The 20,756-nt window shown below is 71.6% G+C and carries 21 protein-coding genes; 9 read left to right on the forward strand and 12 right to left on the reverse strand.

The window, feature by feature from the left end:
* Positions 1-104: 104 nt before the first annotated feature.
* The 3 genes from FKN01_RS27745 to FKN01_RS27755 are packed head-to-tail and all read right to left on the reverse strand — an operon-like array spanning position 105 to position 1,773.
* Positions 105-863 carry a metallophosphoesterase gene (locus tag FKN01_RS27745; RefSeq protein ID WP_143625301.1) on the reverse strand — a complete coding sequence of 253 codons (759 nt, stop codon included), beginning with the start codon at positions 861-863 and terminating at the stop codon, positions 105-107.
* Positions 860-1,114 (reverse strand): hypothetical protein, encoded by a 255-nt coding sequence (locus tag FKN01_RS27750; RefSeq protein ID WP_143625303.1) that lies wholly within the window; start codon positions 1,112-1,114, stop codon positions 860-862. Before FKN01_RS27750 ends, FKN01_RS27745 begins: the two co-directional genes overlap by 4 nt.
* The gene (locus FKN01_RS27755; RefSeq protein ID WP_260697040.1) at positions 1,111-1,773 is read right to left on the reverse strand and encodes a nucleotidyltransferase family protein; all 663 of its coding nucleotides are present in this window, start codon (positions 1,771-1,773) and stop codon (positions 1,111-1,113) included. Before FKN01_RS27755 ends, FKN01_RS27750 begins: the two co-directional genes overlap by 4 nt.
* A gap of 199 nt (positions 1,774-1,972) precedes the next feature.
* Between FKN01_RS27755 and FKN01_RS27760 the strand changes: the two genes are divergently transcribed.
* Positions 1,973-2,218 (forward strand): DUF6480 family protein, encoded by a 246-nt coding sequence (locus FKN01_RS27760; RefSeq protein WP_143625305.1) that lies wholly within the window; start codon positions 1,973-1,975, stop codon positions 2,216-2,218.
* A gap of 150 nt (positions 2,219-2,368) precedes the next feature.
* Complete coding sequence (locus FKN01_RS27765; RefSeq protein WP_143625307.1) at positions 2,369-4,027, forward strand: catalase; 1,659 nt, start codon at positions 2,369-2,371, stop codon at positions 4,025-4,027.
* 50 nt (positions 4,028-4,077) lie between these two features.
* On the opposite strand, the gene FKN01_RS27770 is transcribed toward FKN01_RS27765, so the two are convergent.
* Positions 4,078-5,550 (reverse strand): non-reducing end alpha-L-arabinofuranosidase family hydrolase, encoded by a 1,473-nt coding sequence (locus FKN01_RS27770; RefSeq protein WP_143625309.1) that lies wholly within the window; start codon positions 5,548-5,550, stop codon positions 4,078-4,080.
* A 301-nt stretch (positions 5,551-5,851) separates the two neighbouring features.
* On the opposite strand from FKN01_RS27770, the gene FKN01_RS27775 reads away from it, so the two are divergent.
* From FKN01_RS27775 to FKN01_RS27795, 4 genes are all read left to right on the forward strand, one after another.
* Positions 5,852-7,312 (forward strand): endo-1,4-beta-xylanase, encoded by a 1,461-nt coding sequence (locus FKN01_RS27775; RefSeq protein WP_143625311.1) that lies wholly within the window; start codon positions 5,852-5,854, stop codon positions 7,310-7,312.
* A gap of 590 nt (positions 7,313-7,902) precedes the next feature.
* Positions 7,903-9,078 (forward strand): hypothetical protein, encoded by a 1,176-nt coding sequence (locus tag FKN01_RS27785; RefSeq protein WP_143625313.1) that lies wholly within the window; start codon positions 7,903-7,905, stop codon positions 9,076-9,078.
* A gap of 460 nt (positions 9,079-9,538) precedes the next feature.
* Complete coding sequence (locus tag FKN01_RS27790) at positions 9,539-9,901, forward strand: hypothetical protein (RefSeq protein ID WP_143625315.1); 363 nt, start codon at positions 9,539-9,541, stop codon at positions 9,899-9,901.
* Positions 9,898-10,557, forward strand: a complete 660-nt coding sequence (locus tag FKN01_RS27795; RefSeq protein ID WP_143625317.1) for a nucleotidyl transferase AbiEii/AbiGii toxin family protein — start codon at positions 9,898-9,900, stop codon at positions 10,555-10,557. Before FKN01_RS27790 ends, FKN01_RS27795 begins: the two co-directional genes overlap by 4 nt.
* Before the next feature lie 226 nt (positions 10,558-10,783).
* On the opposite strand, the gene FKN01_RS27800 is transcribed toward FKN01_RS27795, so the two are convergent.
* A complete protein-coding gene (locus FKN01_RS27800; RefSeq protein WP_143625319.1) occupies positions 10,784-10,969 on the reverse strand; it encodes a hypothetical protein in 186 nt (61 codons plus the stop codon).
* Between the two features lie 499 nt (positions 10,970-11,468).
* Between FKN01_RS27800 and panD the strand changes: the two genes are divergently transcribed.
* The 3 genes from panD to FKN01_RS27815 are packed head-to-tail and all read left to right on the forward strand — an operon-like array spanning position 11,469 to position 12,938.
* The gene (gene panD, locus FKN01_RS27805) at positions 11,469-11,894 is read left to right on the forward strand and encodes an aspartate 1-decarboxylase (RefSeq protein ID WP_143625321.1); all 426 of its coding nucleotides are present in this window, start codon (positions 11,469-11,471) and stop codon (positions 11,892-11,894) included.
* 30 nt (positions 11,895-11,924) lie between these two features.
* Positions 11,925-12,278, forward strand: a complete 354-nt coding sequence (locus FKN01_RS27810; RefSeq protein ID WP_143625323.1) for a GNAT family N-acetyltransferase — start codon at positions 11,925-11,927, stop codon at positions 12,276-12,278.
* A gap of 21 nt (positions 12,279-12,299) precedes the next feature.
* A complete protein-coding gene (locus FKN01_RS27815) occupies positions 12,300-12,938 on the forward strand; it encodes an aspartate/glutamate racemase family protein (protein WP_143625325.1) in 639 nt (212 codons plus the stop codon).
* Positions 12,939-13,332: 394 nt separating this feature from the next.
* Here FKN01_RS27815 and FKN01_RS27825 read toward each other — a convergent pair whose 3' ends face one another.
* The 7 genes from FKN01_RS27825 to FKN01_RS27855 form a co-directional block, all read right to left on the reverse strand.
* Positions 13,333-13,773 (reverse strand): winged helix DNA-binding protein, encoded by a 441-nt coding sequence (locus tag FKN01_RS27825; protein ID WP_143625329.1) that lies wholly within the window; start codon positions 13,771-13,773, stop codon positions 13,333-13,335.
* Positions 13,774-13,775: 2 nt separating this feature from the next.
* Positions 13,776-14,252, reverse strand: a complete 477-nt coding sequence (locus FKN01_RS27830) for a MarR family winged helix-turn-helix transcriptional regulator (RefSeq protein ID WP_143625331.1) — start codon at positions 14,250-14,252, stop codon at positions 13,776-13,778.
* A 77-nt stretch (positions 14,253-14,329) separates the two neighbouring features.
* Entirely contained in the window at positions 14,330-15,706 is a 1,377-nt protein-coding gene (locus tag FKN01_RS27835; protein ID WP_143625333.1) for a diaminopimelate decarboxylase, read from the reverse strand.
* Between the two features lie 120 nt (positions 15,707-15,826).
* The gene (locus FKN01_RS27840; RefSeq protein ID WP_143625335.1) at positions 15,827-17,443 is read right to left on the reverse strand and encodes a CdaR family transcriptional regulator; all 1,617 of its coding nucleotides are present in this window, start codon (positions 17,441-17,443) and stop codon (positions 15,827-15,829) included.
* 42 nt (positions 17,444-17,485) lie between these two features.
* Positions 17,486-18,223: an MgtC/SapB family protein gene (locus FKN01_RS27845; protein ID WP_143625337.1), complete on the reverse strand. Its 738-nt coding sequence runs from the start codon at positions 18,221-18,223 to the stop codon at positions 17,486-17,488.
* Positions 18,224-18,394: 171 nt separating this feature from the next.
* On the reverse strand, positions 18,395-19,510 hold the full coding sequence (locus FKN01_RS27850; protein WP_143625339.1) for a lytic polysaccharide monooxygenase: 1,116 nt from the start codon (positions 19,508-19,510) through the stop codon (positions 18,395-18,397).
* A 191-nt stretch (positions 19,511-19,701) separates the two neighbouring features.
* Positions 19,702-20,724 (reverse strand): LacI family DNA-binding transcriptional regulator, encoded by a 1,023-nt coding sequence (locus FKN01_RS27855; protein ID WP_143625341.1) that lies wholly within the window; start codon positions 20,722-20,724, stop codon positions 19,702-19,704.
* Positions 20,725-20,756 lie beyond the last annotated feature (32 nt).

A 20,756-nucleotide genomic window follows, 5' to 3' on the forward strand; every position in this document is an offset into this window, starting at 1 on the left:
GGGCCGGCGCGGCGCCGGGGGGGCCGGGGGGCGCGCGCGGGGGGGGCGGCGGGGGCGCGGCCCCCCCCCCCCCCCCCCCTCCGCGTACGCGGGGGACGCGAGACCTAGCGGCTGCCGGCCGAGGCGGTCTCGCCGCTCCGGTCGCCGTGCAGGTGGTACACGTGGAACGCCTTGCGGATCACGGGCTGGGCGACATTGCGCACCGGGACGCCACCACTGGTCATCCCGTGCTCCGTGCCCGCGTGCGCGTGTCCGTGGACGGCCAGGTCCGCGCCCGCCGCGTCGATCGCCTCCGCCAGCAGATAGCTGCCCAGGAAGGGGTAGATCTCCAGCGGCTCGCCGGCGAGGGTGTCCGGCACCGGCGCGAAGTGCGTCAGCGCGATCCGCTCCTCGCAGCCCCGTCCGGCCAGCTCCTCCAGCGAGGTCCGCAACCCGTCGGCGCAGCGGCGGGTGTACCGGATGAACTCCTTCATCAGCGGCTCGCCGAACTCGCCGCCGCTGCGCCCGGCGAACCCGCCGCCGAAGCCCTTGGTGCCCGCGACCCCCACCCGCCGGCCCCCGGCCTCGACGACGGTGCCCTCGCCCTCCAGCACCCGGACGCCCGCCTCGCGCAGCACGGCGGTGACCTCTTCGGGGCGTTCGTCGTGGTGGTCGTGATTGCCGAGGACGGCGACGACCGGGACCGGGAGCCCGGCGACCTCGCGGGCGACGACCCGGGCCTCCTCCGGGGTGCCGTGGCGGGTCAGGTCACCGGCCAGGAGCAGCAGGTCCGCGCAGTCGCCCAGCGTCTCGAACGCGGGGCGCAGGGCCCCCTGGCTGTCCGGGCCCATATGGATGTCCCCGACGGCGGCGACGCGGATCATATGACCTCCTCCGGGCGGTCCGGGGCCTCCGCCCCGGCCACGACCACGTCGAAGCGGACCGTCAGCCCGGCCAGCTCCTCGCTGACCGTGTCCATCAGCTCCGCGCGGCAGTGCGCGCTGGGCACGCTTCCGATGACCGTCACGGACGAGCCGCGGTTCTCGATACGGATGCCGAGGTCGGCCGTCTCCTCCGCGGCGAGCCGTTCCTTCAGATGGGCGATGCGGTACTCGACGTCCGGCGGGGCGTTCATGGTGCTCCTCCTTGCGTGGCTGCTTCCTCCGTGGCGATGACGCCGAGGCGCTCCAGCAGGTAGAGGAAGGCGCTCGGCATCGGCGACTCCCCGAACTCCCGGCGCAGCGCCGGCCAGTCGACCTTCTCGCGGAGCTGCCTGGCGATCGGCAGCACGGCGCCGAAGTCGCAGTGGTGCTCGGAGAAGGCGGCCAGCAGCGACCGCATCAGATCGGTCGGCGCCAGCACCGGCATGTGGACCGAGTCCACGGACAGGTCAACGGCCCGGCCGAGCAGTTCGGGGCCGACGGGCCGGCCCCCGAGTTCGTGGATGAGGTCGATGTCCTGGCCCAGGCACTTGGCCTTGAGCAGCCAGTCCTCGGGCGGCGCGAACACCGGAAGACCGGCCTCCCGCAGCGTGGCGGCGACCGCGTCCGTGTCGTCGGGCAGGACGCAGAAGTCCGCGTCGTGCTGGAGGTTCCCGGTCCCGCCGTGCGCGTAGACGGCGACGCTGCCGGCCAGCGCGAAGGCGTGCCCGCCGCGCTTGAGGAGCACGGCGACCTGCTTGGCCGCCTCCAGGATCGCCTGATTCAGGTCCGGCGGCAGCTCCTGCGCCGGGGCCTCGTGGTGCGCCGTTTCCCCGACGCCCTCGGGGGCGGTGTCCTTCGCGTTCCGTGTCACCTGCTGCTCCGTTCCCGGACGCCCGGCCGCCGTACCGGTCGGGCGGGCCGGTCCGACGTTCCTGCCCAGGGAGAAACCGGTACCCGGTCCGGCGCTTCCGACACGGGCGCGCGATGTGACCGTTCCACCGCAGGGGTCCCGGCGCCACCTCTCCGCCGTGGGCGGGCGGACCAGGCGGTCATCGGGGAACGTGGATCACATGACTCCTTCACAGACCCCGGACCCGGATCCGGACCCCCGTGAGACCACAGGACTGGAACCCGGCGGCGGAGTGCCGCCCGGGGAGACCCCGCCCGGCGAGAGCAGCATGTCGGGGGCGGGGCCCCAGGACACCGCCTACAACCCGCCGAAGGGCTGGGCCAAGGTCCCGATGGCCCTGATCATCGGCGTGACACTCCTCATCGCGGCGTTCTTCCTGGTGTACGCGATCATCCTGCTGCTCTGACCCGGGGGGAGACCCGAACGGCCGAACCCGCCCCGCGCGGGAAGGCCGTGTCCGCGCGCCCGCACGGACGGCCCGCCCTGCCGGGTACGTAAACCTCGCATAGCTTGATGAAGAGGCGCATACGTACACGTACCGAAGGAGTCGACGCACGTGACGGACGTATCGAGCAGGGGCCCCGCGGCCGGTGACGCGCGTGAGACGCTCACCAACCGGCAGGGCCATCCCGTCCACGACAACCAGAACCAGCGCACCGTCGGCGCCCGCGGCCCGGCCACGCTGGAGAACTACCAGTTCCTGGAGAAGATCAGCCACTTCGACCGCGAGCGGATTCCCGAGCGCGTCGTCCACGCCCGGGGCGTGACCGCGTACGGATACTTCGAGGCGTACGGCGCCTTCGGCGACGAGCCCATCGCCCGCTTCACCCGCGCCAAGCTCTTCCAGGAGCGCGGCAAGCGCACGGACGTCGCGGTGCGCTTCTCGACCGTCATCGGCGGCCGGGACTCCTCCGAGGCGGCGCGCGACCCGCGCGGTTTCGCGGTGAAGTTCTACACCGAGGACGGCAACTGGGACCTCGTCGGCAACAACCTCGGGATCTTCTTCATCCGGGACGCGATCAAGTTCCCCGACGTGATCCACGCGCTCAAGCCGGACCCCGTCACGTTCGAGCAGCAGCCCCGGCGCATCTTCGACTTCATGTCGCAGACGCCCGAGTCCATGCACATGCTGGTCAACCTGTTCAGCCCGCGCGGCATCCCGGCGGACTACCGCCATATGCAGGGCTTCGGCGTCAACACGTACAAGTGGGTCAACGAGGCCGGCGAGTCGTTCCTCGTGAAGTACCACTGGATGCCCAAGGCGGGCGTGCGCAGCATGACCGAGGAGGACGCGGCCAACGTCCAGGCCGACAGTCTCGGCCACGCCACCAAGGACCTGTACGAGGCCGTGGCGCGCGGTGCCCACCCGGAGTGGGAGCTGCTCGTCCAGCTGATGGACGACCACGACCATCCGGAGCTGGACTTCGACCCGCTCGACGACACCAAGACCTGGCCCGAGCAGGACTTCCCGCCCCGGGCGGTCGGCCGGATGGTCCTCGACCGGATGCCGGAGAACTACTTCGCGGAGAACGACCAGATCTCCTTCGGCACCGGTGTGCTGGTGGACGGGCTCGACTTCTCCGACGACAAGATGCTGGTGGGCCGCACCTTCTCGTACAGCGACACCCAGCGCTACCGCGTCGGGCCCAACTACCTGCAACTGCCGGTCAACCAGGCCAAGAACGCCACCGTGCGCACCAACCAGCGCGATGGCCAGATGACGTACCACGTGGACGGGGGCGGCGGGAACCCGATCGTCAACTACGAGCCGTCCATCACCGGCGGTCTGCGCGAGGCGCCCTACTCCGGGGACGACGAGGTCGGCCCGGAGGTGCGCGGCCGGCTCACCCGCAAGCGCATCCCCCGGACCAACGACTACCTGCAGGCCGGGCAGCGCTACCGCCTGATGGAGCAGTGGGAGCGCGACGACCTCGTGCACAACCTCGTCAACCTGCTCTCGCAGTGCGACCGGCCGGTCCAGGAGCGGATGGTCTGGCACTTCCTGCTCGTGGAGAACGAACTGGGCCTCAAGATCGGCGAAGGGCTCCGCATCACCCCCGCCGACGTCAAGGGCCTGGAGCCGCTGCCCGGCCAGACCCTCACCGACGAGGACCGGCAGCGCCTGTCCCGGCTCGGCGACAACCCGCCGCGCGACGTCACCGGCCTGACGATGACCCACTGCGTCCCCGACGAACGCCACGTCGTCACCCGCTGACCCGACCGGCCCTCCCGCGCGTCCGTCGCGGGAGGGCCGGCCCGGTGCCGTCAGCGGCTCAGCGTCAGCAGACCGGGGCGGTAGGGCAGGAGACCGTAGTCACCGCCGGACTGGGGGCTGCGGCCCTGGTAGAGCAGCCGCAGGTTGCAGGGGTCCACGGTCATGGTCTGGTCGGCGCTGGTGCGGATCAGTTCGCCGTGGCTGATGTCGTTGGTCCAGGTGGCGCCGCTGTTCGCCTTGCCGGCGAAGGGGTTGCTCTCGGTCGCGGCCTGGGGCGTCCACGCCCCGTTCAGGCTGGTGGCCGTGAACGAGCGGAAGTAGCGGCCCTGGGAACCGATCGCCTCGACGATCATGAGGTAGCGGTTCTGCCCCTGGAGCTTGTACACCTGCGGGGCCTCGAAGAGGTTGTTCGTCGTGTCGCTCATGACGACGGTCGAGGACGAACCGAAGCTCCCCGGGAAGTTCCCGATCGGCATGCTCGCCCGGTAGATCTTGCCGTTGTCACCGGCGAAGAACAGGTACATGTTCGTCCCGTCACCGATGAGCGTCTGGTCGATGGGGCCCGTTCCCGAGCCGCTGATGCTCCCGGAGAAGAGCGTCTGCGGAGCCGACCAGCCGTTCGCGTCGGTGGGGTCGTTCGACGTCCGGTACGAGAAGGCGGTCGCGCCCCACTGGTAGGTGAGCACCCAGATGTTCTTCGGCGCGAAGTGGAAGAGCGTGGGGGCGACGGTCGCGGAGGACATCGCGTTCTGCCCGGCCGACGCCATGTCCGGCCAGTCGGTGAACAGGCTGAAGTTCATGGACCCCCAGCTCGACCCCAGGTCGTGCGTCGTCGCGTAGACGAGCTGCTTGCCGTTGTACGGGACGACGGTGAAGTCCTTCAGCGAGGCCCATCCCGGCCTCGGCTGCGCCAGCGCGCCCGTCGAGCTCCAGCGGTACGAGGACGGGAGCTCACACGTACCGGTGCCGGGGTTCTCGTCGCCGGCCTTCACCAGCTTCCACTGCTGGTTGGCGCCGCCCCAGTCGTCGTACTGGACGATGTTCGCGCCGTCGGCGGTGGACGCGCCCTGCACTTCGAGGGCCTTGCCGCTGTGGCGCGAGATCAGCCGGACGTAGCCGTCACCGCTGTCGGCCAGCTTCCACTGCTGGTTGGCGGCGTTCAGGTCGGTCCACTGGACGATTGAACCGCCGTTCCCGGTCGACCAGTTGTAGACGTCGAGCACCTTGCCCGAGTGGCGGGACCTGACGCGGTAGTAGCCGTCCCCGGAATCGGTGAACTGCCACTGCTGCTGGGCCTGATCGTTCCGGGACCACTGGGTGATGCGGGCACCGTCGTTGGTCGCCAGGTTGTAGACGTCCAGCGCCTTGCCGCTGTTGCGGTTGACGAGGACGTACGAGGCGTTGGGGTCGACGGTCGCGGCAGCCGCGGGCTCGGCGCCGAGGAACGCGGCGACGAGCAACAAGGGCGCGAGGACGGCGAGCAGCCGTCCCCGACGGGTTGGGAACGAAAGGCGAAACCGCATCAGGGACCTCCTGGGGGCGGGATGCGAGGGCACGGAACATCGTCGAAATATTTCGAGAACGGCCCGTTGTGTGGTGCCACAAGCTAGGAATGTTAGCGCTCACAGTCAAGGTGTCGGGCGGATTCTCTCGCACGGAACTCGACTGACGAGGTCCGAAATATTTCGAGCGAAGCTCAGAAACATTCTTGGTACGAAGTATTGACGATCCACGGTCAAACCCTCAATCATCCGTTCCTGGGCGGGCCACGCGGTCCACCCCGCTCCGGTCCTTCCGCGATCCCCCTACCGAGGAGGCACAGCCATGGGCTCCTACGCCCTTCCGAGATCCGCTCTCAGCCGGCCGCTCCGCGCACTGCTCCCGGCGCTGCTCGTCGGCGTCCTGGGCGCGTCCGCCGCGCTGGTGGCGCCGTCGCAGGCGCACGCCGCCGAGACCACGCTCGGTGCCGCCGCGGCGCAGAGCGGACGCTACTTCGGCACCGCCATCGCCTCGGGCAAGCTCGGCGACTCGGCGTACACCTCCATCGCCTCCCGCGAGTTCAACATGGTGACCGCGGAGAACGAGATGAAGATCGACGCGACCGAGCCGCAGCGGGGCCAGTTCAACTTCAGCTCGGCCGACCGCGTCTACAACTGGGCGGTGCAGAACGGCAAGAAGGTGCGCGGCCACACGCTGGCCTGGCACTCCCAGCAGCCCGGCTGGATGCAGAGCCTCAGCGGCAGCACGCTGCGCCAGGCGATGATCGACCACATCAACGGTGTGATGGGCCACTACAAGGGCAAGATCGCCCAGTGGGACGTCGTGAACGAGGCGTTCGCCGACGGCAGTTCGGGGGCCCGCCGCGACTCCAACCTGCAGCGCACCGGCAACGACTGGATCGAGGCCGCCTTCCGGGCCGCGCGCGCCGCCGACCCGAGTGCCAAGCTCTGCTACAACGACTACAACGTCGAGAACTGGACCTGGGCCAAGACCCAGGCGATGTACAACATGGTCAAGGACTTCAAGCAGCGCGGTGTGCCGATCGACTGCGTCGGCTTCCAGTCGCACTTCAACAGCGGCAGCCCGTACAACAGCAACTTCCGCACCACGCTGCAGAACTTCGCCGCCCTCGGCGTGGACGTCGCCATCACCGAGCTCGACATCCAGGGCGCCTCGGGCTCGACGTACGCCAACGTCGTCAACGACTGCCTGGCCGTCTCGCGCTGCCTCGGCATCACCGTTTGGGGCGTACGCGACAGCGACTCCTGGCGGTCCGGCGACACACCGCTGCTGTTCAACAACGACGGCAGCAAGAAGGCCGCCTACACCTCCGTCCTGAACGCGCTCAACAGCGGCTCGTCCACCGACCCGGGTGACGGCGACGGCGGCGAGGAGGGCGGACAGAGCGGACAGCTCAAGGGCGTCGGCTCGGGCCGCTGCGTGGACGTGCCCAACTCCAGTACGTCGGACGGCACCGCGGTCCAGCTGTACGACTGCCACAACGCCACCAACCAGAAGTGGGAACAGACCGCCGCCGGTGAGCTCCGGGTCTACGGCAACAAGTGCCTGGACGCCGCCGGCAGCGGCAACGGCGCCAAGATCCAGATCTACAGCTGCTGGGGCGGCGACAACCAGAAGTGGCGCCTCAACTCCGACGGGACCATCGTCGGAGTCCAGTCCGGACTGTGCCTCGACGCCGTGGGAGCCGGCACCGCCAACGGCACGCAGCTCCAGCTCTACTCCTGCGCGAACGGCAGCAACCAGCGCTGGACGCTGTCGTCCTGATGCGGGCCGCCGTCGGCCTCCTCACCCGACGACGCATCCGCTGACAGCCCGGGGGTCACCGCCGCAGCGGCGGTGGCCCCCCGCAGCGCGTACCCGCGACGCGCACCCCTCCCGCGACGCGCCCCCCCCGGCGAGGCGCACCCCCGCCGCGACGCGCGCCCCCGCCCCGAGGTCGGTGAGTTCGCCGAGCCGACCCAGGGCCCGTTCGGTGACCGGCCCGAATTCCCGGGCGGTTACTGGCTCTGTGCCGGGTACACCATGCACTCCTCGCAACGCGGCAAGGACCTCGTCACCGAGGTCTACTTCTTCGGCCGGTTCACGCCGGACGGGCGTATGAGACAGGCCGAACGTTCGTGGCAAGACGTGCTTGCTGAGCGGTGCTCACGGTTGCTACCGGGCAAAGTGGCCGGCTGGGCCCATGGCGCGACCCGGGTCGGTCACGCGGTGAGGACCCTCTGGCCCGAGATGAGGCCCGCGCCAAGAGAAGCATCCAGGCCCTCCTGGATGGCGATCCGGACCCCGGCCCTCGACCGGCGGCCAAGACGGGAACCGCGTCGGTCACCGCGAACAGAAGATCGTAGGGTTGCCCTATGAGCACGGTGCACGCCAGGGTGTGGCGCTTCACGGTCCAGAAGGGGAAGGCCGGCGCGGAGGCCGTCGAGGCCAGGGAGATCGCGCAGGGACCGATCCCCGTCTCCCTGGCCGCGATGGTCAACGTCAACGCCCTCGCCTGCGACCTGCGCAAGACGGTCGACAAGAGTGTGCGCGACCACGAGATCAGCCTGCTGCTGAGTTACATCCTCGACGGGCAGGGCAAGGGGCCACTGAGAGTCGACTGCTCCGCTCTCGACTCCAGCGCCCTCCACATCCAGCGCTTCGTCAGCGAGTGCACCGGGCTCGGAGTGATGAGCGCGGCCAGCGAAGTCCTCTTCGACTGGTCCCACACGACTGGCGGCCTCAGCAGCTTCGACGTGCTGCCGGGAAAGCTCGGCGGCGTCTACGCGCAGACCGGAGTGAGGCCGGACCTTCTGTATGACCTGGCCGCTGGACCTGTTGCCGGAGAAGCACGCGGGCGACGGCGCCGCGCCAAGCAGATGTTCCCGGCGGGGAAAGGTACGACGGATCAAAGGGAGCGTCTGCAGAAGCTCGCTCAGTGGTCCGTCGCCCATGGCGATCACGACTACTTCATGAGCTGGGTCTGGCTGGGCCCAGGGGGCGTGTACGTCGACATCTTCCTCCCCGAGCAATCCGCTGCCTCGAAGGGTCTCAAGACCGGATTGCTCAAGGTCACCACGGACCAGAAGCCGTGGCAGTTCCACGTCCCACGTCCCGACCGCCGGCGCGAAGCCGACATGATCCTCGACGATGTGGATGCGCTCCCGGACGAGGACCACGAAATGACGCTTCCTGGAATCACAGGTCAGGCAGCCGCGAGAGAAGCCATCCGCAAGGTCGGCCCGGCGGCCGAGGAAGCGATGAGCCGGGCCTTCGACCGGGAGGCGCACCAACTCGGGACGTTTCAAGGCGTGCCCGTCCGTGGACGCTGGATCCGCGGCGACGTCCTGGGCGAGGCACGCCACGAAGTACTCGTTGGAATCCTGCAAGAGCCCGTAGAGCTGAACCGCCACGAGCAGCGAAAGCGATTGATCAGTCCAGCGGGCGACCGGCTCGACACCTTCCTCGACGGCCGCCTGCTCACAACCGTACGCACGATCGACGGCCCGCGACCCGGTTGGGACCGGATCAGCGCAGAGCTGCTGGGATGAGTCACCAAGGGAAGCGGTCGGGAGAGCGGGAGCATCCCAGCTCGCTGTCCAGGTGGCTGCTGTGACGGGGGACCTGGACACAGGTGTCTGGCTCCCGCTCGGGACGTGCGCTGCGTTACTCGGCAGCTCTTCTGCGGTATGCGCTGAGCCATGGGCCCCGGCTTCGGCACCGTCGTCATTTCAGATACCGAGACCGAAGCCGCAGCCGACTCTGCTGAGGCGGCCCTCCGCGTGACCTACTGCGTCATGATCACCCGCGCCCGCGAGCGAGGCCGGTCCCGGGCCTGCGGGGCAGCCGGTTGCCGCGCCACCTGGGGGCCTGTGCGGGTAGGCGATGATGTGCCGAGCGCCCAATGGGCGAGATGCCCGAGGGATGGGCGGTCGGCCGTCCGACCCGTACGTACGACAGGGGAGCCCCGTATCCGCCATGCCGTCGCCTCCCAGCAGCGATACTGGATGCATGGACACGACGATCACCGCCCCCCGCGCCGAGGTCCTGCGGGACCGCTACCGCAGCCGCCTGCCCGAGCGCTTGCGGGAGCTGATCGGCCCCGTCGAGGGCGATGTGGACCTTCCGCTCCACATCGTCTGGTCCGGGCGGACGAGCTACAGCCTGGACCGTCCGAAGTCCCGCATGACGCTCTACCGAACCGTCCTCGCCGAGGGGCTGCGCGAGGATTTGGTGACCCTCCTGCACCACCGGCTGCTCACCGAGCAGTGGCCCGTGCTGCGGCGCCTGATCAGTCCCTACATCCGCGAAGTCTGGGAGGATGCCTTCCCCGAGTTGCGTCGCACCGCTCTGGCCGACACGGCCGCTGCGTGAAGCTCACTCCGCTGCACGAGCGTCTCCTCGCCGACATCCTCGACCTCGGCTCCCCTTACCCCCTGGTCCTCACCGGCGGATACGCCGTGCAGGCCCATGGTCTGGTCGAACGCTTCAGCCGCGACCTCGACGTCGCCACCGAGAACCCCGCTCCGATGCAGGAGATCGTCGCCGCACTCACAGCAGGCCTCAGCGCGCGCGGATGGCGGACCACGCACGTCCAGACCGATCCGCTCAGCGGCCGGTTCCTCGCCACCGATCCGGACACCGGCGAGGAGTGCGAGGTCGACGTCCTCAAGGAGGCGTTCTGGGCTCCGCCCGCTCAGACCCCCTACGGCCCCGTTCTTTCCCTCGACGACGTGATCGGCACCAAGGTCCGTGCCCTCGCCGACCGCGGCACCGTCCGCGGCCTCATCGACGTCCAGGCCGCCTCCCGCCACCACTCCACCGCCGGCCTCGAATCCCTGGGCCGCCGTCGTGTCCACGACGAGTTCAGTCTCGAAGACCTCCGGGACCGGCTGATCGGCGCGGACTGGTACGAGGACGAGGACTATTTCGCGTACGGGCTCACCTCCCGGCAGATCGTAGAACTCAAGGCGTGGGCGCTGGAGTGGGCGGAGGACCTGGGCGCACGGATCCACGACGAGAACGCCTGAGGGGCGGTCGTCGCGTCCATCTGCTCCACCGTCGGTGCAACGAGAGGATGCGCTGCAGTCGGCAGAGTTCCAACCCGGAGCCGTCCACGGTCGGGGGCCGCCCTGTACGGCGGAGCGGCCGACGCCGACCGGCCGATGGCCGAAGAGGGCGTGTTCCGTATCCCGTCTCTTGCCTGCACGACGAAGGCGCTGACTGCCGATGGCGAGCCTCTGGCGTTGGAGATCGTCACGATGGTGCGTACGCTTCGACGCGGGGGCCGTTGAGGTGGAAGACGTACTCGTTGCCGAAAAGGGTGTGGGCGGCGTCCTGGATGCTCATGCTGGCCGCATGCTCGAGGCCGGTGAAGCGTTCGCGGCCTTGCCGGTCGGTCAGGTGCCGGGCAGTGGCGTGGCCGGAGCCGGTGAAGGTCATGCGGCCCGCCGCCGGCGGTGTGGGCCAGGGACTCCTGGAACCAGGCGTAGTCCTTCACTTGCACGTGGTAGCCCCGTACGGGCTCCGGTGCTATCAGGCCCTTGGCCGGCGGATGAACTCTTGGCTTCGGCCCGGGCTGGCCGGCGTCGGTGGAGCGGTCGGGCGTCGACCGGTTGACGGCCGAAGGGGCCGTGCTCCGTGAGCCGGAGCGGGGTCGGTGCCCGACAGGTCGCTGGTGCGTGGGTGCACGTCAATCGTGTGTGCCGAGGGGTCTTCCGCATGCTTGACGGCTCATGAGGTAGGTCAGCATGAGCCCCCGCCCGTTCCAGGGCGGTCTCCCCAACAGACGCCGGTGCGAAGGGAAAGCCCAGGTAGGAAGCCATGCCGACTGACCGGAGCGATGTTCCTCACAAGCATCGTTCGAGGTGTGCCGGTGTACAGTGGAGACCGCCCTTGACCTGCAAAGAGCAGGCAGGGAGCCATCTCGGAGGAGTCCCACGTGCTGCGTACTCTGTTCAAGTCCAAGATCCACCGCGCCACCGTGACCCAGGCCGACCTGCACTACGTGGGTTCCGTCACCGTCGACGCCGAGCTGATGGAGGCCGCGGATCTGCTTCCCGGTGAGCTCGTGCACATCGTGGACATCGACAACGGGGCCAGGCTGGAGACCTACGTCATCGAGGGCGAGCGCGGTTCCGGGGTGATCGGGATCAACGGGGCAGCCGCCCACCTGGTGCACCCGGGTGATCTGGTCATCCTCATCAGCTACGCCCAGGTCGAGGATGCCGAGGCGCGGGCGTTCGTCCCGCGTATCGTGCACGTCGACGCGGACAACCGCATCGTCGCACTCGGTGCCGACGCCTCCGCGCCCGTGCCGGGCAGTGACACCGAGCGCAGTCCGCACGCGGTGCCCGCGGCGCGCTGAGGCGGCTCGTCGAAGGAAGGGCAATCCGCCATGGCAGAGCAGACCGGGCCCGAGATCCGTGACGACCGCGCGGCCGGCAGGCTGTCCGCGTACGAGGACGGCGAGGCCGTCGGCGTCATCGCGTACTTCGTGCTGGACGGGGAGCCGGCCGGGCTCGTCGCCGTCCACACGGTGGTGGGGGCCGGGCACGAGGGCAGGGGCATCGGCGGCGCCCTGGTCAGGGAGTTCTACGCCATGGCGGGGCGTGAGGGCGTGCCCGTCGTGCCGCTGTGCCCCTACGCCGCCAAGTGGGCCTCGCGCCATGTGGACGAGGCTCCCGAGGCGCCCGAAGCGCTGGTGGAGCGTGCGAAGGCACAGCTCGCCACGCACCCCGAGCTGTACTGAACCAGGACGAGCCGGCCCGTCATGACGCTCGCGCTGCTGCACACCTCGCCGGTCCACGTCCCGGTCTTCGACGCCCTGCGCGACGCCGGCCACCCGGGAACGATCCTGCGCCACGCCGTGCGGGTAGAGCTGCTGACCACGGCGGCGGCGCTGGGGCCCGAGGCGGTGGCGGACGAGGTGGAGGCGGTGGTCGCGGACCTGGTGACGGGAGGGGCGGACGCGGTGCTCTGCACCTGCTCGACCATCGGGGCCGTCGCGGAAGCCGCCGGGATCGCGGTCGGCGTCCCGGTGCTGCGCGTGGACCGGCCCATGGCGGCGGCAGCCGTCCGGGCGGGCCGGGTCACCGTCCTCGCCGCCCTCGCCTCCACCCTGGAGCCGACCCGCGCCCTGCTCACCGATGAGGCGGCCGGCGCCGGGCTGCCGGGAGCGGACGTGCGCACCGTGCTGGTGGAGGGGGCCTGGGACCGCTTCACGGCGGGGGACCACGACGGCTTCCTCGACCTGGTGGCGGCCTCGGCCGACGCGGTGCGCGACGCGGACGTCATCGTGCTCGCCCAGGGCTCCATGGCCGGCGCGGCCGAGCGTACGACCACCCGCATCCCGGTCCTGTCCAGCCCGCGCTCCGGCCTGGCCGCCGCCGTGGTGGCCGCGGGGCGGTGACCCGGCGGGGCCGCGCGCGCCGGCCGTACGCAGCGGTGTTCCGCGTCCGTACGTATGGGCTCACCGGGCGCGGGCAGCCGCTCCGGGAGACGGTGGAAGAGGTCCACCCCCGATCGTTCGGAGGCCCGAGATGACTCATCCGTTCCCCGACCCCGTCCCTCCGGCGCCGACCCCGGGTCCGCTGCCGGAGCCGACGCCACCGGCGCCGACCCCGCCCGCGCCCACACCCCCGGCACCGACGCCGCCCGCGCCGCCCTCGCCCACTCCGCCGGGGCCCGCGCCCGACCCGATCCCGCAGCCGCCCACGCCGGACCCCGACCCGGTGCCGCCACCCGAGCCCGAGCCGTCACCGGTCTGACCCGGCGGACCGGCGGGCCCCGGCGGCGGTACGCCGTCAGCCGGCGGCCAGCATCGCGTCGGCCCGGGCGGTGACCTCGGTCAGGACCCGGCCCGCCGCGGCCAGGTCCTCGGCCGGCAGGTCCCCGTAGAGCTTGGCCGTGACTTCCGCGAGGGCCGCCCGGTGGGTGCGTACCAGCGACTCACCGGCGGGGGTCAGCGCCAGCAGGGGACCGTCCCCGTCGCGCTCCGCCAGGAGCCCGGCGGACGTGAGCTCCGTGATGGTCCGCTCCGCCACGGCCACGTCCAGCTTGGCCGCGCCGGTCAGGCGCTCGACCAGTCGCACGCGCTCGACGGTCCCGCCCTTGGCGTCGACGGCGTTGAGCGCCAGCGACTGGTGGAAGGTGATGCCCTGCGTCAGCAGCCGTTCGGCGACGGCGCGGGTGGCGTAGTGGGCCATGCCGATGACCTGGCCGTTGAGAGTGGGTGTGGTGGTCATGACTACTCCTCGTGGGAAGCGGTGACTGGGGGAACCGGCACGTCGAGCAGGGCCGTCAGTGCCTCGGTGAACGCCTCGGTGTCCTTGCCGCCGAGACCGCCCAGGGGTGCGAGCAGCCCGTCCGCGAGCTCCCGCACCACCGTGACCGCGCGGCCGGTCGTCGCGCGGCCCTGCTCGGTCAGCGCGAGCCGGACGGCCCTGCTGTCCGAGGGGTCGGTGGTCCGTTCGACCAGGCCCGCCGCCTCCAGGGCGCGGGCCAGTTTCGAGACGTAGAGCGCTTCGAGTCCGGTGTGGTCCGCCAGTACGCGCTGACTCGGCCGCAGCCCCGCGTGCTCCATGCCCTGGAGGGAGGCGACGAGCGAGTACTGCGCGTGCGTCAGACCGAGCGGTGTCAGCGCCCGGTCGATGGCCACCCGCCACTTCATGGACAGGCGCCAGATCAGAAAACCCGGGGTCGCGCCCTCGATCGCATTGCTCATGGGAAATACAGTACATGGATATTATGTCCATGGCTACTAAATTCTGGCGCGCCCTCGAAAGCGTGCGGACCCCCGGGTCAGCTCCCCAGGCCGAGCAACGCGTCGGCGTGTGCGAGGCCGCTCTCGGCGGAGACCGAGTCCAGCGTCTGGGCGTCGCGTACCGGCGCGAACCGCACCACGGGGTCCTGGCCGTCACTCGTACCGCCGAGGCCGAATCCGTACACCGCCGGGCGCGGGAGGCTGTTGTACGACCACGGGGTGGAGAAGTAGTACGCGCCCGTGTCGTACAGCACCACGTAGTCGCCCGCCCTCAGCTCGGGCAGCTCCCGGGCGTGCGCGACGACGTCCCCGGCGAAGCAGCACGGTCCCGCGATGTCCTGGACCACCACGGGCCCGTCCTTCGGCCGTCCTCCGGCGTCGAAGGCGCCGACCCGCAGGGGCCAGGCGTCCGGCATGAAGACGGTACGGGTGGCGGTCTGCGCACCGGCGTGGGTCAGCGCGATGCGGCGGCCGCCCGCGTCCTTCGTGTACTCGACCAGCGCGCCGATGAAGCCGTTCTTCGCGAGCAGGGACCGCCCGAACTCGGTGACCAGCTCGTACCGCCCGTCGAAGAGGCCGGGCACGGCCGCCCGCAGCGCCGCCGCGTACGCCGCGAAGGAGGGGCGTACCTCGTCGTCGGCGAAGTTGACCGGGAGGCCGCCGCCGATGTCGAGCCCGGTGACCTGCCGGCGGCCCAGCGTCTCGTTGATCTCCTCGGCCAGCCGGTACGTCTCGGCGATCCCCGCCGCGATCAGCTCCAGGGAGCAGCCCTGCGAACCGACATGGGCGTGCAGCCGGGTCAGCCACGGGTGCGCGGCGAACGCCCTCACCACCCGTTCGCGCGCGCCGGGGTCGAACAGCGCCACGCCGAACTTCGAGGTGGCCGTGGCCGTGCTCATCGCGCCGATCGAACCGCCGCCGACCTGCGGGTTGACCCGGAGACCGATGGCGGACACCGCATCCGCCGGGCGCAGCGAAGCGATCCGGTCCACCTCGTCCAGATTGTCCGCGTTGACCGCCACGCCCACGGCCAGGGCCCGCCGGATCTCGTCCCGGGTCTTGGCGGGGGAGTCCAGCACGATCTTCGACGGCGCGAACCCGGCGTCCAGCGCGAGCCGCAGCTCACCCGGGCTCGCGACCTCGCAGCCCATCCCGCAGTCGGCGAGCAGCCGCAACACGGGGACCAGCGAGGACGCCTTCGCGGCGAAGGTGTGCAGCACGGCGGGCGCCCCGGGGAACGCCTCGTGCAGGGCGGCGACCGACGCGCGCACGCCGTCCGTGTCGATGAAACCGGCGACCGGGCTCGCCTCGCCGAGCAGACCGGCGGCCACGGCGTGGCGGACCACGGCCGCGACGCGCGCGGAGCCCGCCGGGGCCGAGGGGGACGGGGTGGGGGAGGGCGATGAAAGGCTCATGGAGCCAGAGTCGGCGATGACTGCCCCCAGGTCTCTGTCCGGGCGGCCAAGAACGGTGCTCCCGTTTGTCGGTCCGGACAAGCGGGGAACGGGCCCACAGCCGTACGGACAGACCGCAACCTACCGGCTGAGCCGGACCGCGAGCGTCACCAGGAGCCTGGTGTCGGGGTCGTCCAGATCCACCCCGAACCGCTCCCGGGCGCGCCGCAGCCGGTAGCGCAGCGTGTTCGGATGGACGACCAGGCGCGCCGCCGCCCGCGCGACGTCCCCCGACGCGTCGAGATAGGCGGCCAGCGAGCGGACCAACTCGCCCCCGGCCGCCCGGTCCGCCCGGACCAATGCGTGCACGGGCCCCCGCCCCGCCTCCCAGACCGGCCGGGCGGCGTCCAGAATCCGGGCGACGTCCAGCGAGGGGCCCACGCCCGCCGCGTCCGCCGACCGCTGGGTGCCCCCCGCCGCCGCCCGTTCGCGCAGCACCCGCACGACGAGCAGGGCCTCGTCGCACGACTCCCGCACCCCGGCCGCCCCGGGGGCCACCGGCCCGGCCCCCGCCAGCACCCCGGCGTCCTGGGCCTGGCCCGCCAGCTCCCGGGCCAGCGCCGCCGCGCCCCGGTCCGCCCCGGCGTCCACGGGCAGCAGCACCAGCAGCCGGTCGCCGTCGCGCAGCACCCGCACGGACGGACGGTACGTCGCCGCCTGGAGCGCGGCCACATCGAGCGCGCGGTCGCCGGGGCCGGGCGCGGCGGTGAGGGGTTCGGCGACCACGACCGCGCACGCGGCGTCGGGGGAGAGGCCGAGCGACCAGGCGTGCGTACGGGCGTCCCCCTCCCCGTACAGCAGTCCGCGCAGGGCGAGCTGGCTGCGGCGGGCGGCGCCGCTCTCCCGCAGCCGGTGCCGCACCAGCAGGGGAGCGGCGACCTCGGCGGCCCGCCGCAGCGCGTCCGGCGCGTCCGGGCGCAGTGGGCGTCCGTCGCCGGCCACCCAGATCGAGCCGAGGACCTCCGGGCCGCTGCGGACCGCGATGATCAGGCGCTCGGGTCCGTCGGCGTCGGCCGCGCGGTGGATCACGTCCCGGGACGTCCACAGCGTCCGGAGCATCCCGCTGCGCCGCAGCTCGGCGACCCGCCACTTGGGAACCCGGCCGCCCAGGATGGTGGACCGGCGCAGTGCGTCGGCGTCGGGGCCGGTGGCGGAGTGGGCCAGGACCCGCAGCCGCGTGTCCTCGATGGTGATCGAGCCGCCGGTGTACTCGGCGACGGCCGCCGCGAGCGCGCTCAGGCTCTCCGGCCCCCCGGCCGCCGTCCGCCCCGCGGCCCCGTCCTCGGCGCCCGCCCGGGCGCAGGCCAGCGCGGAACGCAGCAGCGCGGCGGCGTCCGTCCAGTCGGCCCACTCCGCGCGGGTGAGCAGGGCGACGCCCGCCTCCTCGGCGGCGGCGAGCACCTGCGGCGCGGCGGCCACCCCTTCCACGGCGCGCAGCACCACGCCGGTCGCGCCGCGCCGCGCGGCGTCCCGGACCGGGGCGGCGGCTCCGGGGGACGAGGCGGGCGCACCGGTCACCAGGACCAGGCAGCCGTCCAGGGACCGGGCCGGGCCCTCGTCGCCCACGGCCACACCACGCACCCCGACGTCGCGGCCGGCGGGGGCGAGCAGCAGCCGCAGGCTGCCCCCGTCGTCGAAGGCGAGGACCTCGCGCAGCGCGACGGAGGGCTCCGGCGGGAGGGCGGCACGGCTCGTCATGGCAGCCGAGCATACGAGCACCCGCACGCGCGGGACCGGGCGTCACTCGTCGTTGAGGTCGCTCCGGCTGCACGCCAGGACCCCGGCCGTGCCCGCCAGCCGTGCCGTCAGCGCGTCGGGGTCGCCCCGCCCCTGCACGCTCAGCGCGATCTCCACGGTCCCCTCGGCGTCCTGCGGGCGACGCCGCCGGTATCTGCCGGAGCCGGAGAGCGTGGTCAGCTCGGACACGGCGAACCCCGTCTCCGTACAGTGGTTGACCAGCTCGCGCAGGGCTCCGACGCCCTCGGTGTACGTGATGCGGTAGCCGATCGACGCGTTGCGCAGGGCGGGAAGCCGGTGGGCGAGGGGGCGTACCCCGTAGGACACCAGGAAGTACGCGCATGTGGCCAGCGTCGCCAGCACGGGCAGCCCGGCGCCGGCCGCGCAGCCGACGGCGGCGGTGAGCCAGATGGAGGCCGCCGTGGTCAGACCCCGCACCGAGCCCCGGTGGACGAAGATGACGCCGCCGCCGATGAAGCCGAGCCCGGACACGATCTGGGCCGCGACGCGTGACGGGTCCAGCTCCACCTGGCCGGTCACCACGACGTCGGAGAAGCCGAACTTGCTGACGAGTGTGAAGAGCGCGGCCCCGAGGCCGACGATCGTGTAGGTGCGCAGACCGGCCGCCTTCTGGCGGATCTCACGCTCGATGCCGATCGCGCACGACAGGACGAACGCGATGCCGAACTGCGCCGCGTGCGTCCAGTTCTGACCGAACGGTTCGTTGATGTCGAGTGTCACGCGGCCTCCGGGCCCGTCCGGCGGAACATGATCGGACAGAGACCACCGTACCCGGCCAATCGGGGCCACAGGTGAGTGGCAGGGCGGTCACGGGGCTGGGGCCCGTGAGGTCGCGGCAAGAGGGCGGCGGTTCCCGTGCCGTCCGGGAACCGCCGCCCACCGCGTCAGGGGCTACGGGGTGACGCAGCCGATCGAGCCGACGGGGAAGTCATTGCCCGTCGAGGTCGCCGTGAAGCCGAAGGCGACGCTGCCGTCCGGCGGGATCGACCGGTTGTAGTCGGCGTTCCTCACCGTCAGCGTGCCGTCGGACGCGGTGCTCAGCACCCCGCTCCACACGCTGCTGACCTTGGTGCCGGTGCCGGGCTTCCACTGCACGGCCCAGCCGTTGAGCGCCGTCGTGTTGTGGTTCATGACCTCGACGGAGCCCTGGAAGCCGCCGCTCCAGGAGTTGGTCACCTTGTAGACGGCCATGCACCCGGTGTGCGGGTCGGTCGGGTCCGTCGGGTCCGGGGTCGGGTCCGTCGGGTCCGGGGTCGGGTCGGTCGGGTCCGGGTCGGGCGTGCTGCCCGAGCCGCGGATGCCGGTGACCTCGCCGTTTCCGCCGTCGAAGACGATGTCGGAGCAGGAGAAGAAGTTCTCCTGGCTGTCCGAGCGCACCCACTGGATGAACATCACCGCGTCACCCGAGCGGCCCGAGGGCAGCGTCAGGTCCCAGTAGTAGTGACCGCCGTCGGTGCCCGGCGAGCCCACCTGGGGCGGGTTGGTCACGGTCTGGATCAACTCCAGGTCGTCCCAGCCCAGTTCGGTGGTGGGCGAGTACCCCGGCTTGGAGATGTACACCCGGAAGGCGCCCGGGTGCGCGGCCCAGTTGCTGTGGTCGACCTCGATCTTGGCGCCCGAGGTGAGGTGCGTACGGGGCCAGTCGCCGCGCGGCGCGTTGTAGCCGGTGAAGTTGTACGGGGAACGGTTGCCGGCGCTGCACAGCGTGCCGTCCGGCACGTAGCCCGCGCCCCGGCCGCCGGCGTTGGAGTCGAGCACGGCGAACCAGTTGTACAGGGAGCTCGCGCCGCTCTCCGCGAGCGCGGCCTTGCACGCGGGGTTGGTCGGGTCCAGGGAGCCGGTGCTGGTCTTGGCGTCCAGCCAGCAGAGGTAGGTGCGCGATCCCGGCGACATGGTGACACCGTGGGCCTGCGCGCTGCCCTGGCCCAGCAGGGTGAAGGCGATACCGCTGAGCAGTGTCGCCAGCACCGCCGCCAGGGAGGCGAGTTGTGTTCTACGTCGTGCCATGGTGTCTCCTTCTGCGGGGTGCGGGGGCCGTGGGGGGAGGCGGAGGGGTGTCGATGGGAGCGCTCCCATATGTGTGTTGGTAGGGGACTGTAGGGGACGGTCGTGTCCCTGACAACCCTGTGGACGGCATCGGCTGAAACGGGCCGCGGCTCGCGCACCCGCCCGCACCCACCCGCCAACTACATGCCACGTCAGGCTGATTGACGTACCATCAGCCGCGTCCGCAGGATGACGTGGTGCCAGGCGACCTTCGGCCGGCTCATCTCCTCCAGCAGCAGCCGCACCAGCGCCCGGCCGATCTCCTCCATCGGCTGCCGGACCGTGGTCAGCGGCGGGTCGGTCTGCTCGGCGAGCTCGAAGTCGTCGAAGCCGACCACCGCCACGTCCTCCGGCACCCGCCGCCCCGCCGCGTGCAGCGCGGCCAGCGCCCCGGCCGCCATGCTGTCCGACGCGGCGAACACCGCGTCGACCTCCGGGTGCCGCTCGATGAGGCGGGCCATCGCGCGCCGCCCGCTGGCCTCGGTGAAGTCGCCCTGGGCCACCAGGGATGGCGGCTCGGCGCAGCCCGCCTCGCGCAGGGCCTCCCGGTAGCCGCGCAGCCGGCACTGGGCGACGTACATCTCGGGCGGACCGGCGATCGCGGCGATGGTCCTGCGCCCGCCGCGCACGAGATGGCCGACCGCGTCCCGCGCGCCGCCGACGTTGTCGGCGTCCACATAGGTGACCCGCTCGTCGCCCGAGCGCCGGCCGAGCAGCACCGTGGGTACCCCCGCGTCCGCGAGCATGTCCGGCAACCGGTCCTCGGCGCTGACCGACATCAGCAGCACCCCGTCGACCCGGCCGCCGCGCACGTACTCCAGGAGCCGCTGCCGTTCGGTGTCCGTGCGGACGAGGGTGAGCAGCAGCTGCACGCCGCGCTCGTCCAGGGCTTCCCCGACCGCGCGCACGATCTCCGAGAAGAACGGCTCCCCGAACAGCCGCCAGTCCGTCTTCGTCATCACCAGGGCGACGGCGCCCGCGCGCTGTCCGGCCAGGGAGCGCGCAGCCAGGTTGGGCACGTAACCCAGTTCGTCGATGGCGCGCTGCACGGCGCGCCGGGTGGACTCCCGGACGCCCGCGGCGTTGTTGATCACTCGGGAGACCGTCCCCCGGCCCACCCCGGCGAGCGCCGCCACCTCTTCCAGCGTCGGCGTGCCGGAACCCCTGTTCAGCATGGACCACCCCCAAGAGCCACCGATCCTACGGC

Origin of the sequence: Streptomyces sp. 130 (genome assembly GCF_007096885.1) — a bacterium.
Lineage (GTDB): Bacteria > Actinomycetota > Actinomycetes > Streptomycetales > Streptomycetaceae > Streptomyces.